The organism is Pseudoalteromonas sp. Bsw20308, from assembly GCF_000310105.2.
Lineage (GTDB): Bacteria > Pseudomonadota > Gammaproteobacteria > Enterobacterales > Alteromonadaceae > Pseudoalteromonas > Pseudoalteromonas fuliginea.
In genome coordinates, this window is the sequence record NZ_CP013138.1 from 1,030,015 (window position 1) to 1,043,718 (window position 13,704).

At 39.0% G+C, this 13,704-nt stretch carries 10 protein-coding genes and 1 tRNA gene; 8 read left to right on the top strand and 3 right to left on the bottom strand.

From position 1 onward, the window contains the following. Positions 1-116: 116 nt before the first annotated feature. The 3 genes from D172_RS04435 to rimI all read left to right on the top strand — a co-directional run bounded on the left by D172_RS04435 (position 117) and on the right by rimI (position 1,078). A tRNA-Trp gene (locus tag D172_RS04435) sits at positions 117-193 on the top strand. Positions 194-258: 65 nt separating this feature from the next. Further along, positions 259-624, top strand: a complete 366-nt coding sequence (locus D172_RS04440) for a hypothetical protein (protein WP_007377816.1) — start codon at positions 259-261, stop codon at positions 622-624. Continuing rightward, complete coding sequence (rimI, locus tag D172_RS04445; protein ID WP_007377815.1) at positions 611-1,078, top strand: ribosomal protein S18-alanine N-acetyltransferase; 468 nt, start codon at positions 611-613, stop codon at positions 1,076-1,078. Before D172_RS04440 ends, rimI begins: the two co-directional genes overlap by 14 nt. Before the next feature lie 17 nt (positions 1,079-1,095). Here the strand turns inward: rimI and D172_RS04450 are convergent, their stop codons facing one another. Beyond that, the gene (locus tag D172_RS04450; RefSeq protein WP_007377814.1) at positions 1,096-3,762 is read right to left on the bottom strand and encodes a hybrid sensor histidine kinase/response regulator; all 2,667 of its coding nucleotides are present in this window, start codon (positions 3,760-3,762) and stop codon (positions 1,096-1,098) included. A gap of 559 nt (positions 3,763-4,321) precedes the next feature. On the opposite strand from D172_RS04450, the gene prfC reads away from it, so the two are divergent. From prfC to D172_RS04470, 4 genes are all read left to right on the top strand, one after another. Further along, the gene (prfC, locus tag D172_RS04455; RefSeq protein ID WP_007377813.1) at positions 4,322-5,911 is read left to right on the top strand and encodes a peptide chain release factor 3; all 1,590 of its coding nucleotides are present in this window, start codon (positions 4,322-4,324) and stop codon (positions 5,909-5,911) included. Between the two features lie 59 nt (positions 5,912-5,970). Further along, complete coding sequence (gene argS, locus D172_RS04460; protein ID WP_007377812.1) at positions 5,971-7,713, top strand: arginine--tRNA ligase; 1,743 nt, start codon at positions 5,971-5,973, stop codon at positions 7,711-7,713. Between the two features lie 295 nt (positions 7,714-8,008). Continuing rightward, positions 8,009-8,647 (top strand): pyridoxamine 5'-phosphate oxidase, encoded by a 639-nt coding sequence (pdxH, locus tag D172_RS04465; RefSeq protein ID WP_007377811.1) that lies wholly within the window; start codon positions 8,009-8,011, stop codon positions 8,645-8,647. A 21-nt stretch (positions 8,648-8,668) separates the two neighbouring features. Continuing rightward, positions 8,669-9,436, top strand: coding sequence for a TatD family hydrolase (locus tag D172_RS04470; RefSeq protein WP_033023766.1), 768 nt, complete (start codon positions 8,669-8,671; stop codon positions 9,434-9,436). On the opposite strand, the gene D172_RS04475 is transcribed toward D172_RS04470, so the two are convergent. After that, a complete protein-coding gene (locus tag D172_RS04475; RefSeq protein WP_007377809.1) occupies positions 9,403-10,023 on the bottom strand; it encodes an AhpA/YtjB family protein in 621 nt (206 codons plus the stop codon). The genes D172_RS04470 and D172_RS04475 overlap by 34 nt on opposite strands. A gap of 148 nt (positions 10,024-10,171) precedes the next feature. Here D172_RS04475 and serB point away from each other — a divergent pair, with 148 nt between their 5' ends. After that, entirely contained in the window at positions 10,172-11,200 is a 1,029-nt protein-coding gene (gene serB, locus D172_RS04480; RefSeq protein WP_007377808.1) for a phosphoserine phosphatase SerB, read from the top strand. 19 nt (positions 11,201-11,219) lie between these two features. On the opposite strand, the gene D172_RS04485 is transcribed toward serB, so the two are convergent. After that, positions 11,220-13,697 (bottom strand): PilZ domain-containing protein, encoded by a 2,478-nt coding sequence (locus tag D172_RS04485; RefSeq protein WP_007377807.1) that lies wholly within the window; start codon positions 13,695-13,697, stop codon positions 11,220-11,222. Positions 13,698-13,704: the final 7 nt, after the last annotated feature.

Sequence of the window (13,704 nt, forward strand, 5' to 3'; positions counted from 1 at the left end):
AAACGGCGGATTAGCATGCTAATTCGCCGTTTTGTTTATTTAAAAAGCAGTTGAACTAAAAGTGTGATTTTTCTCTTTACCTTTGGCGAAACTTCTCTATAATTCGTCGTCATTGCAGGGGCGTAGTTCCAATTGGTAGAACAGCGGTCTCCAAAACCGATGGTTGGGAGTTCGAGTCTCTCCGCCCCTGCCATTTCTTCTTTACATCGTATTTATTAATTCTTATATTACCTTACTTACTAATTTCATCGAGTCGTTATGCATTCACGGTACGCAGCTGTTTTTGGTATTGAAAACCTCGAATTAAATAAACACTTTAAACCAGCCGATAAATTTCCAGCGGATAGCCCTCCTGCAGATAATCTTTTAATAGATAGTGTTGCGGCAAGTAGTCATGCACCTGATACTGCACCAAAAAACAATGTACTTGAGCCTATAGTGCTTTGTGAACAATTATTTGCAGATATTAGACGTGCAGCATTACCAATTGCTATTAACAGCGTTGTACAAAGCGCTGAGATGCAATTAAATGACAATCAGCTAGTACTTACAAAACCACAGCTCAGCACGGCCGATAAGCGCGCTTTATGGGCTTTAATGAGTGAACACCTTGATAAACTTTAAACCAGTAGACGAAACCGCAATACCTCAATTAATGGCAATAGAAACAGCATGCCATAGCCATCCGTGGACGTTAAATACAATGAGTTCGTGTTTAGGTGGGCGCTATTTTAATGTAGCCGCGTTTGAAAATGAGACTATGGTTGGTTTTTATATTGGTGAAAAAGCAGGTCCTGATTTTACGCTTATGGATATTTGCGTAACACCAAGTTATCAAGGCAAGGGCATTGCTAAGCAGTTGTTAGCTCAGTTTATTGAATACGGTGAGCAACAAAACGCTGAAAACTTATTTTTAGAGGTACGCGAATCTAACACGCGAGCAATTGCGCTGTATGAGTACGCTGGCTTTATAGAAATGTCAGTGCGTAAAAACTACTACCCAAGCGACAACCCAGCTAAAAATGGCTTTGAAGATGCCATTTTAATGGGGATGGCATTAAGTTTAGGTTTCCAATAACAGCGAGCATGTGTTGTTTATACTTGCTTATTATTTATAGAGTTTTCAATAGCGGTAATTAAGTCGGCTATAAGATCATCGCGAACTATTTTGTTATCACTTTTTAATGAATCTTCGAGTGCGCCTGCGCTGTGATAAATATCGTCAAAGTTAAAGCACCCAGCACTTCCTTTAATACTGTGGGCAACATTTCGTAGTGCTTCCCAGTCATCAGAACGTTGATATGTTTTTACTTCATCTAAGTAAGTCGGCAAATTAGCTAAGTAGTTGTCTGCAATTTGTTGGAATTTTTCACTTTTTAATAAGTTATCCCATTTATTTTGGTTATCTTTTTCAAGGTGTAAATAACTCACTAGTACGTTTTCTAATGCGTCTTTATCAATCGGCTTACCAAGTGCTTTATCACAACCAGCCTCCAAATAAGTGCCTATATCATGGTTCATTACGTTTGCGGTTAATGCGATGATAGGGCCGTCGTACGCAGCGTGGCGTAGCATTTTAGTTGCTTCTAACCCGCCCATAACCGGCATTTGCATATCCATAATAATTAACTGATAGTCGTTAACTAGCGCCATTTCTACTGCTTGTGCGCCATTACTTGCTATATCGGGTTCTAGGCCCCACGTTTGCAGAAGCAGTTTTATTAGTAGTTGATTATCAGGGTTGTCTTCAGCCACTAAAATATTGGCATCAAAGTGGTTGGTTGCAAACGATAGTAGTGGATCTCTTTCTGGCGTTAATTGGCTTTTATCTGTAAGTAATTGTAGTGCGGGTTTTCTGCCTGTTAAATGACACGACACGCTAATAGAAAACTTACTTCCTTTACCTATTTCACTTTTTAGTACTACATCACCACCGAGTAGTTGCGCCAAGTTTTTGGAAATACATAAACCAAGCCCTGTACCGCCAAATCGACGGGTAGTCGTTGCATCAGCTTGCTCAAATGGTTTAAATACACGCTTTATTTGATTTTCAGACATGCCGATGCCGGTGTCTGTGACAACAAATTCAAGCATTTTTCTTTTTTGATGAAAGTGTACGCAAATAGAAACGCTGCCTTGCTCTGTAAATTTAACTGCATTATTCGCAACGTTAATTAATATTTGTTTTAAACGCGTAATATCACTGTATATGGTACGAGGCAGTGGTAATTCATAGTTTATATTTAAAGTAAGCTGTTTCTCTTTTGCTAAGGGTTCAATAATAGATTCAATATCATGTACGAGCTGTACTACATTGATAGGCGCTTGATCTACTGCAAGCTTTTCGGCCTCAATTTTAGATAAGTCCAAAATGTTATTGATTAGTTCTAGCAAGTGTTTTGAATTTCGTAAAATAGTACTGAGGTGCTGTTTATCGTTCGCTATTTTATCGTTGTGTAGTAATTGTTCTGTAAAGCCCATAATAGCAGTGAGCGGTGTACGTATTTCGTGACTCATATTTGCTAAAAAACGACTTTTAAGTTGATTCGCTTGTTCAGCTTGAGCAATCGCCAGCTCTAGTTGGCTGTTCATTGCTTCAAGTGCTTTGGTACGGCTTTCTACTTTATCTTCTAAGTGATGTTTATAATCTTCCAGCTGTTGTTGGTAGTGTCTTATCTGGTTAACCATGTGATTAAAATCGTTAAATAAAATGCCTACTTCATCATTTGTATGCGCAGGTAAATTCACCGATAAATCACCATCCCCAACGCGGTGGCTTGCTGCACCTAATAACTCGATAGGGTTGAGTAGTAAGTTACGCACAACCACAAAAATTAATATAGGCAGGGTGATCACAGAAATAAGAACAATTAAGCCTGTTATTAAACTAATAGCCTTACCAGATTGATAAAGTACAGCTTTAGGAATAGTAGAAACATAATAATAACCGCCACTCATTTGTACCGCAAAAATCATGCGCTCTATTTTATCTATACTTGATAGTTCGATAGTCGACAAGGTGCCAATATCAGCTAAATCATGTATTCGGTTTAGTTCGTATTCGCTAATGTATTGGCCGCGCATACTGTAATCGGAACTAAATAAAATTTTACCATCTTTGGTGAGTAGTAAATTAAGTGTATTGTTATAAGGCGCCTCTAAAATACTGGTATTGAGTATTGAAGGCTCAACATGGACAACGATAAAGCCTAACTGTTGAGGGCGTTTTAAATAGTAGTCAACACTATAAATTCGCTGAATAAAATACAAACTGGTTGTTCCGTCTGATTTTTGATCCATGAACTGTTGCTGGCTTAAATTACTTTGCAGTACTTTATTTAAAAAGGGATAGCTTTTAGGGGCTGTAGTCAGGTTGTTTGAATAATAAGCGTCGCTTTTTCCGCTTGCAGAGACTAAATTAATACTAACTATATCTGGATAGGCTTCGCTATAACTGGCAAATACATCCATTAAGGCACCTAGTTGGCGTGTATAACTGCCATTAGCTCGTACATCATTTGCTAAAAAGTCACTCAGTACGGGAGAAGTCGAGAGCAGCTTTGTAGTTGAATGAAAAGAGTCTATATAGTTAAATACTTTTTGTTGTTGTTGCTCAACAAAACGACTCATTATTAGATCGGCTTGTTTTTGAGTGGAGTTAGTTACATTCGTGAGCGTGAAGCCCCCTAAAAATAATAGAGGCAATATAACAAGCGGCGTTATATACCATAATAATCGAATGCTTAACTTACTGGTTTTCATGACCAAACTACTTATCCTCCATGCAATTTATCAATAATATGCGTAACCGCTATATTACACAAGCCTGTAGGTGTCTTGATGGCTAATTTCTGTAACCAACCAAAGAAACTTACGTAAAATAATAAGGGGATGGGGAGGCGAGCTTTGCATTTTATTTTAGAACTCAACGGCCTTTAATAAAAAGATCAGTTAATAACTAACCATTGATTGTTTATAAGGCCAAGATCAGCGAAAATAGTCTTCAATTACGATTAACATAACGGATCGCATGTGAAGAGCCAATTTAGGGCTTTTCTGATGGTGTGTTGAGCTTTCGAGGTTGCTTTATACCAATTTTATTAAAAATATGATCATTCTAGCGTATTGAATAGCTCACTAACTAGGTTAAAAAATTATTCATAGAGAACAACTCTATGTGATAATTTTCGCCTTGTTATTACACTATTTACTTATCGCTATAATAGATCACTAATTTAATGCAATTGTTATTATTTAAGCCTTGAAAGCTCAGCATACTTAAAGTGGATAATATCCGTATACAAACTAAAAGAACTTTTTAATGGCAGATCAAAATCTCCTTAGCGAAATTAATAAACGACGAACCTTTGCTATCATCTCTCACCCAGATGCTGGTAAAACAACCATCACCGAAAAAGTATTGTTATTCGGACAAGCTATTCAACGAGCTGGTACTGTAAAAGGCCGTGGTTCTAACCAACATGCTAAGTCTGACTGGATGGAAATGGAAAAAGAGCGTGGTATATCTGTTACTACCTCTGTAATGCAGTTTCCATATAACAACGCACTTGTTAACTTACTTGATACTCCAGGGCACGAAGACTTCTCTGAAGATACTTACCGCACATTAACAGCGGTAGATTCGTGTTTAATGGTTATTGATGCAGCAAAAGGTGTAGAAGACCGTACCCGCAAGTTAATGGAAGTTACACGCCTGCGTACCACACCTATTGTTACCTTTATGAACAAATGTGATCGTGATATTCGCGACCCAATGGAAGTGCTGGACGAAGTTGAAACAGAGCTAAATATTGCCTGTGCCCCCATCACTTGGCCAATTGGCTGTGGTAAAGAGTTCAAAGGTGTTTACCACATTCATAATGACGAAGCTGTTTTATACAAAACAGGTCAGGGTCATAAAATTCAAGAAGTTCGTACCATTAAAGGTCTTGATAACCCAGAGCTTGATATTGCCATTGGTGAAGATTTAGCTGCGCAATTACGCGATGAGCTTGAGCTTGTTATTGGCGCATCAAACGAATTTGATTTAGATCTGTTTTTAGCCGGTGAGCTTTCGCCAGTTTATTACGGTACAGCACTTGGTAACTTTGGTGTTGACCACGTGTTAGATGGTTTAACTAAATGGGCGCCAACGCCATTACCACGCGAAACAGAAGACAGACTTATTGTTGCAACTGAAGAAAACTTTACTGGTTTTGTATTTAAAATTCAGGCCAACATGGATCCAAAGCACCGTGACCGTATTGCATTTATGCGTATTGTATCGGGTAAGTACAGCCAAGGCATGAAAATGAATCACGTGCGAATTGGCAAGCAAGTGAGCATTTCTGATGCGGTAACCTTTATGGCGGGCGACCGCGAGCGCGCAGCTGACGCTTACGCCGGCGACATTATTGGTTTGCATAACCACGGAACTATTCAAATTGGTGATACATTCACGCAAGGCGAAAAACTTAAATTTAGTGGTATCCCTAACTTTGCGCCTGAATTATTCCGCCGTATTCGTCTTCGCGATCCGCTTAAGCAAAAGCAATTATTAAAAGGCTTAGTGCAGCTTTCTGAAGAAGGTGCTGTGCAAGTATTTAGACCGCTTATAAACAACGATTTAATTGTGGGCGCGGTAGGTGTACTTCAGTTTGATGTAGTTGTAGCGCGCTTAAAAGCCGAATATAACGTAGATGCTATTTACGAAGGTGTAAACGTAAATACAGCGCGTTGGGTAAGTAGCGATGATGTGAAAAAGTTTGAAGACTTTAAGCGCAAGTGCGAAAGTAATTTAGCACTCGATGGCGGTGATAACTTAACTTACATTGCGCCTAGCCGTGTAAATCTTAACTTATCGGTAGAGCGCTACCCTGAAGTAACGTTTAGCCATACACGCGAAAACTAGAATCGACTGACTACAGTTAACTGAAAGCCTGCTTTGTCGGGCTTACAAAGGTAAAAAATATGAATATTCGTACTATTTTAATCGAAAAAGCCGTTGCAGCTATGGTTGGTGCAGGCTTACCTGAAGATACAAACCCAGCAGTAACGCAAAGCACACGTCCACAATTTGGTGATTACCAAATTAATGCAGCCATGGGCGCGGCTAAAAAAATGAAAAGCAACCCACGTGAGCTTGCGCAAAAAATTATAGATAACCTTGATGTAAGCGATATTGCTCAAAAGACTGAAATTGCAGGCCCAGGTTTTATTAATATTCATTTAAAGCCTGAGTTTTTAGCGCAAAGCGTACAAGCCGCTAACAGTGATGCAAAGCTTGCTGTAAATGAGCATGCTAAGCCACAAAAAGTGGTTGTTGATTATTCATCACCAAACCTTGCTAAAGAAATGCACGTAGGCCATTTACGTTCAACCATTATTGGTGACTCAATTGTGCGTGCGCTTGAATTTAGAGGCGATACGGTTGTACGTCAAAATCACATGGGTGATTGGGGCACGCAATTTGGTATGTTAATCGCGCATTTAGAAGATCAAATTAGCCAAGGTGTTGATTTAGATTCTGTAGCACTTGCTGATTTAGAAACCTTTTATCGCGATGCTAAAAAACGTTTTGACGATGAAGAAGGCTTTGCAGATAAAGCACGTGACTATGTTGTTAAACTACAAGGCGGCGATACGCACTGTGAAAAGCTTTGGAAACTATTTATAGCCACCTCAGTTAAACACTCTGAAGAAGTATACAAGCGTTTAAATGTAACGCTTACTCAAGCCGATATTATGGCTGAAAGCGCATACAACGCAGAGCTTAACGATATTATTAGCCTACTTAAAGATAAAAATATTGCCGTTGAGTCGCAAGGCGCGCAAGTGGTGTTTTTAGATGAACTTGCTAATAAAGATGGCGAGCCATCAGCGTTTATCGTACAAAAATCTGGCGGTGGTTTTTTATATGCAACAACAGATTTAGCTGCATGTGACTACCGTTCAAATAAATTAGGTGCCGATCGTATCTTAATTTTTGTAGATGCACGTCAAAATCTACACTTTAACCAAGTAGAGCTAACAGCGCGTAAAGCTGGTTTATTACGAGACGAAACAAGCTACGAGTTTTGCCCGTTTGGCACCATGATGGGCGCCGATAATAAACCATTTAAAACACGTACTGGCGGCACAGTAAAACTTGCTGATTTATTAGAAGAGTCAATTAACCGTGCAGCCGCAAAACTAGCTGAACGTGAGTCTGATTTAAGTGATAGCGATCGCAGCGAGATTGCCCGTAAAGTAGGTATTGGTGCAGTTAAATACGCCGATCTTTCTAAGCATCGCACCAGCGATTACATTTTTAACTGGGACAGCATGCTAAGCTTTGAAGGTGCAACCGCTCCTTACTTACAATATGCTTATACACGTATACGCAGTATTTTCCGTAAATCAGGCGTTGATGCAACTACATTAAATTCAGATGTTGTAATTGTTGAGCCTCAAGAAAAAGCACTAGCACTTAAGCTACTACAGCTTGAAGAAGTCCTTGATTTAATGATCAACGAAGCAACACCGCACGTACTATGTGGTTACTTATATGAGCTTGCAAGCTTATACATGACATTTTACGAAGCCTGCCCAGTACTTAAAGAAGGCGTAGAGCCAAGCGTGCGCGATAGCCGTTTAGTGCTGTGTAATTTGGTTTCTAAAACACTAGAAACGGGATTGGATTTGCTAGGTATTGAAGTTATGGAGCAAATGTAATCTGCTGCGTGTAGTTCGCTTTAGCTGCGTTGGTAAAACTATTTAGCCTAAGTCACATACAAACCGTATGCTCCTTGGCATAAATAGTTTTACCGCCTTGCTAGCACTCCTACACTTGCAGATATCTGAGCTGTGTAGGTTGGGTTGAGTGAAACGAAACCCAACGATACACCTGAGACTCTATGTTTATTGCTATCGATACACCTGAATCTTAATATTTGTTACTGCTCAACATCTAATGTTTTAAGCTCGCTACTCTAAGCTCTTTTCTAAGGCTTTATTTAAAGGATTTGTTATGAAACTCGAAGATATCCGCCGTGAATACCTGCAAGACGCGTTAAGCGAAGATAACTTGCAAGATGACCCATTCAAGCAGTTTGAAACATGGCTTGAGCATGCTGTAGCAAGCCAATTACCCGATCCAACAGCGATGGTTGTAGCAACTGTTGATGAAACCGGTCAGCCTTCACAGCGTATAGTGCTTTTAAAGCATTTTGATGATAACGGCTTTGTGTTTTTTACCAATACAGGTTCGCGTAAAGCGCAAGAGCTTAAAGGTAATAACAAAATATCGCTGCACTTTCCGTGGCATCACATGGAGCGCCAAGTTATTGTTTATGGCGAGGCTAAACCATTACCAACTTCTGCTGTGGCAAAGTACTTTTTATCTCGTCCTAAAGAAAGCCAATTAGCCGCCTGGGCATCAGCGCAAAGTCGTCCTGTGTCATCACGTAAAGTACTAATGGAAACCTTTGCCAATATGAAAAACAAGTTTGCTAAAGGTGAAATTCCACTTCCCGATTTTTGGGGCGGATATTGTGTAGTGCCCACTAAAATTGAGTTTTGGCAAGGTGGAGCGCATCGTTTGCATGACCGCTTTATATATCAGCGCCAAGCAGATAATAGCTGGCAAATTACGCGCTTAAATCCTTAATCAATAGATGAGTAAGTAACTGTGCAATTTATTGACTCTCATTGCCATCTCGATTTTAGTGAGTTTGATTCAAATCGTGAATCTCTCATAAGAGAGTGTCTAGCAAAGGGAGTTAATCAGTTTATTGTGCCAGGCATTACCCTTGCTCAATCGCATGCCCTCATAGAGCTCAAAGCAACCTATCCAAGTATAAAAATAGCGGCAGGGCTACACCCTTATTTTTTAGAGCAACATGAAGAATCTCACATTGAAGCGTTATTTGAGTTTGCAACTACAAATACGCATCAGCTGGTGGCCATTGGTGAGTGTGGGCTTGATAGAAGTATTGAAAACCTATCCAAACAAACTTATTTATTTGAACAGCAAATAGAGCTATCAAACGAGCTTAACTTGCCGCTCATTGTGCATCATAGGCAAAGCCATGATTTAATTGCGCAATCGTTTAAACGTTGTAAGCCAAAAAATGGGGGAGTGATTCATGCATTTTCAGGTTCAATCCAACAAGCGCAGTACTATATCAAACAGGGCTTTAAGCTAGGAGTAGGCGGTGTTATTACCTATGAGCGCGCAGTTAAAACACGCGCCGTTATTGCTGCTATCGAGCCAGAGAATTTAGTGCTAGAAACAGATTCTCCCTCAATGCCCTTAAGCGGCTATCAAGGTGAAGTTAACACGCCATTGCATATACCCGATGTGTTTAATGCATTGTGTGATTTAAAGCCACACAGTAAGAGAGAGACGCTTGCTAAGCTGCTTTATGATTCTTGCTCAGATGTTTTTTGCATGTAGCGATTAACCTGCCAACGTTTTAAGCCTCGCCCTAATTGCCACGTGAAAATGCAGGCAATCACTAGCATTAAAAGTACTTGGCGACCTAAATCATGAAAATGATTATGACTGTCGGCAATTGCTGCTCGTGTTAAATACGTAACTGACACAAACCCAAGTGGACGATCATCATCACTTATCACAGGCTCTACAAAGGGGGTTTTTAATTTGCTAATACCTGGTGTTGAATCAGGAAGTTGGCCAAAAATATGATGCGATTGCCAGTTATCGCTACTGGCTATTAAAATACCTTGTTGATCGTAAATAGTGGCCGAAAGTACAAATTCATCTTTGCTTATATCGTTACAAATTGTATTTAGCTGTGGTTTGTTTTTTTCGATTAAAGGTGTTTTTACATTCAAAGCCATAAACTTAGTTAAACTTTTTGCAGTGCTATCGGCACTATTATAAAGCAGTTGGTGGCTTTGGAAACTGCTACTGACAGCAACCCAACTTAGCAACACAAAACAGGCAGCCGCAAGTAGCAGGCGCACAAGCCGCTTTCTTTGAGAAGCCGATATAGGATTTTTAAGATGGTTATTTTTCATAGTCACCGTATATGCTGCTGACAGGATTTTGATTTGATGTTACAACTAGCACTATAACCTTAAACCTCACCTGATGGCGAATTTAGCGCTAATAATACCTACATCAATTAGTTTATATCAGGAAAATAAAAATAAATACGGAGATCTCATGGCGCAAACGAGCATGGCACAGCTTAATACTGATCAATCATTATCAATGTTAACTTTAAATCAATGGTTTAGTTATCAGGATTGTACTTTTTTACCGCTTAATAATGTTCCAAATAAACAGCTGGGATTATTTAGTATCGCATTTGCAGGTGACTTTAACACAAGCCATGTGACTAGCATTATTGATTTTTTAGCTAAGCATAACCAAATAGTTACAGCTATATGCCAGTATCAACCTGATTTAGGGCTAGCCCCCGCACTGTGCTTTTATACGCAAAATGCAGAGCAAGCTATAAACCCGTTAGAGCTTCAAACGTTTTCAAGTACGCTTGATTGCCAGTTAGTACAAGTAGCCACACCTCCTAACCTTTATGAGCCTGGTTTGTTGGTTATGGATATGGACTCAACGGCGATTACCATTGAATGTATTGATGAAATAGCGCGTTTGGCCAATGTGTATGACGAAGTAGCGTCGGTTACAGCACTCGCGATGGCAGGTAAACTCGACTTTAGCGAAAGCTTAAATCAACGTGTCGCTAAACTGGCTGGTATTGAAAAAAGCTTGATTGAAGAGCTTAAAAATACATTACCACTCATGCCAGGTATTAAAGTGCTTTGCCAAATTTTAAAACAACATAACTGGTACTTAGCTATCGCATCAGGTGGTTTTGTACCGTTTGCAGAACGTGTACAAGCGCTTATTCATTTAGATGAAGTTCATGCTAATGTACTTGAATTTGAAGGCGATAAACTAACGGGTAAAGTACTGGGTACAATTGTCGATGCACAGCAAAAAGCGGTTGTTTTAGAGATGCTTCAACAAAAGCTAGGACTTGAAAAAATACAAACGGTTGCTATCGGTGATGGTGCAAATGATTTAGTCATGATGGCTAAAGCAGGCCTAGGTGTTGCCGTACATGGTAAACCTAAAGTAGTTGAGCAGGCACAAGCTGCTATTTGCCAAGGATCATTATTGCAATTGTTGTATATGTTGGCTATTCCGTTAGGAGAAGAGCCTACTTTTTAAATAGATTAGGTTAAACCGGTTAACGTAAGCGGTTTAACCAAATAAGTTTACGACGTCCCATTTGCTCAATTTGTTGTTGATTGAGGTCTAGGTGGCTAAGCGCTTCTTCAGTAATATCTACTACGTCACCTACGCCTGCTACAGACCATAATGCTTTTTCCAAATCTTTTGCTTTATGCATAGCGTATTGGCTTACATATTTTAATTCGTTAGATAAGTAATCGGTATCAGGACGTCCCGTACGTGATAAATATAAACGCATCACAAAAATTAGATCCGATTTAATACCTTGGCTAATTTGTTTCTCAAAGCCGCTGTAGTCTTCACCTAGTACACATTGGCTTGTAATAGCCTCTTTGATATCTCCTTTGCGGGGATCAAAGTTAATAGCGATTGTAAATGCCAGAGGAGGATCTTGGCGGCTTCTATCTTTAATATGCGGCGAAATTACATTAATTATTTGCTCATCGGTCAATATACTAGATAAGTCTGTTTTATTACTCAGCAGCCCAAAGTTTTGTAAAATTACATGTAACGGGCTAGCGTATAAACCAAAACCAATGGCTCCCGTTTTAAAATGAGCTGCTTCTTTATGTAAGTATAATGGAAATTGACATACGCTTTTTGTAACCATATTTCTAAGCGCGGTAGATAAGCCTTCCACTTTAGGTGCTTCTTCAGATACTTTAAGTTTGTCTTTGTTGTTTTCAATTAACTGAGTGAAAAAGGTAACGCCAGCATGAGGGAAGTCAGATACCCGACTTGCTTTTAAGTTAATGGTAGTAAACGATTTACCAATTGCCATTACTTCATATTTTAATTCACTAAGTTGGTGCTTTTTAGTTATTTTTTGCAAGTCAGGAAATGATAATAAAATAATGTCACCTTTTTTAAAGGTGATGGGTTGCTCGCACTCAAGTTGTAAGCCCATTACAGAAAAGTCACGCGTGTAGCCACTAAAGGTAATATCACCTAAGGTTACTTTTGCTGCTGTTTTATATAGATAGCGCTTATGCGAACGTAAATTTACATATTCAAGTGCAACAATATCTAAATAAGGTGGTGTTTGATGTTTAGCATGACCAAAATGTTTAAGCTGATTAACAAGTGCTTTATCATAATTTAATTTTTTATACTGCTCTTGTTCTACAGCATTACCAATACTTGTTAAAACAACAATGTACTTTACATCTTTTACTAGCCCTTCAACGCGAGGCGAAGGCGGCTTATTAAGCTTTTCAATGTTTTCACCAGCACTATTAGGTAAAGAAAGTGGAATGTACGAATCGTCTGGGTGAGTAGGCATGATTTGAAGTTTAAAACATTGCCAACTTTCTTTTTGACTGCCAAAACTTAAAAATAAACTGCTCAACTCAGGCGTTTTTTCAAGTTCACTACGTGTTGCAGAATAATAGTAAATTTTACCTGAGGATACATGCGTAAAAGTATATAGATAATCTTCTTTAACGGCCGTTGTTTGCGTTAGCAATTGGGTTATACGCTGGTGATTGAGTACATTGTACAAGCAAGGGGTTGCTCTTTCGTCAGTAAAATAGCGCTGAATAAAAATATTATTTTCTGTTGTTAAGCTCAAGCTTGGGTAATAGTGATCATCTTTTTTGCTTAAAAATACATATAAAGAAGTTACTCGCGGAATGTAATATTGCTCATAGCCTTTTGAAACGACAGCATCAAGAGTGTTATCAAGGTTGACTTTATAACGGCGTTTATTGCCATGAATAAAGCTCTTTAAAAAGCGATCAAATGCTTCATTATTTTCTACATAAGTACGCTTTAAACGAATGTGGTTGTATTCACGAGATATATTTTCCACAGCCACTACTTCGTATTGAATACCGTTTTTTAAGCCTAGCTCAAAGTCTTGCTCAAGCCCGACTAAACGCATTGCGATGAGTTGACCTTTCTTTAAAATATGGCGGGTAACGAGCTTTACTTTACAGCCACTAAGAGAAATGTCAGAGGTACTTGCCGCAATGTTTTTCTTGTCATCGTAGGTAATAGTGACTTTTATTGAGTAGTTCATCCGCTCTTCACGGCGACTCTCATAAGAGGCAAATTTAATGACATCGGTATCTAACGAGTCATCTAGTTCTGGTAATTCAGCCTTTTCTATAGCCTTTTTTTGTAACACACGATGATTATTCTCAGTATTCATTACTGCTTCGTAAACGGCTAACGTGTACTCACCATGTTGTTCTAAAGCTTTTTCAAAAACCTCAATGGCAGTATCATCCATAAAGTGCTGTTTGCCATTGTGTTCATAGGGCTTTACATGTCCGGTAACTAAACCGCGTAAATCAACAAATCGGGCAACAGGCTGAGATAAGCGTGACATCTCCATTTTCATCAAAAATTGTTCAGGCTTTGTAAGCTCTGCCGTTTTTGATTTGAAAATCATGTCAAACTTGGTGTTACCTAAATATTGTTTTAGCTCATTCACGAGGTCTTCGTGTTTGAGCATTATGTCATCAGCCATTTATAAA

Bases quoted from the DNA above. Each gene is read 5' to 3' on its own strand.
- prfC (WP_007377813.1), top strand. From the start codon at position 4,322: ATGGCAGATCAAAATCTCCTTAGCGAAATTAATAAACGACGAACCTTT.
- D172_RS04475 (WP_007377809.1), bottom strand. From the start codon at position 10,023: ATGAAAAATAACCATCTTAAAAATCCTATATCGGCTTCTCAAAGAAAG.
- D172_RS04450 (WP_007377814.1), bottom strand. From the start codon at position 3,762: ATGAAAACCAGTAAGTTAAGCATTCGATTATTATGGTATATAACGCCG.
- D172_RS04440 (WP_007377816.1), top strand. From the start codon at position 259: ATGCATTCACGGTACGCAGCTGTTTTTGGTATTGAAAACCTCGAATTA.
- D172_RS04485 (WP_007377807.1), bottom strand. From the start codon at position 13,697: ATGGCTGATGACATAATGCTCAAACACGAAGACCTCGTGAATGAGCTA.
- argS (WP_007377812.1), top strand. From the start codon at position 5,971: ATGAATATTCGTACTATTTTAATCGAAAAAGCCGTTGCAGCTATGGTT.
- serB (WP_007377808.1), top strand. From the start codon at position 10,172: ATGGCGCAAACGAGCATGGCACAGCTTAATACTGATCAATCATTATCA.
- pdxH (WP_007377811.1), top strand. From the start codon at position 8,009: ATGAAACTCGAAGATATCCGCCGTGAATACCTGCAAGACGCGTTAAGC.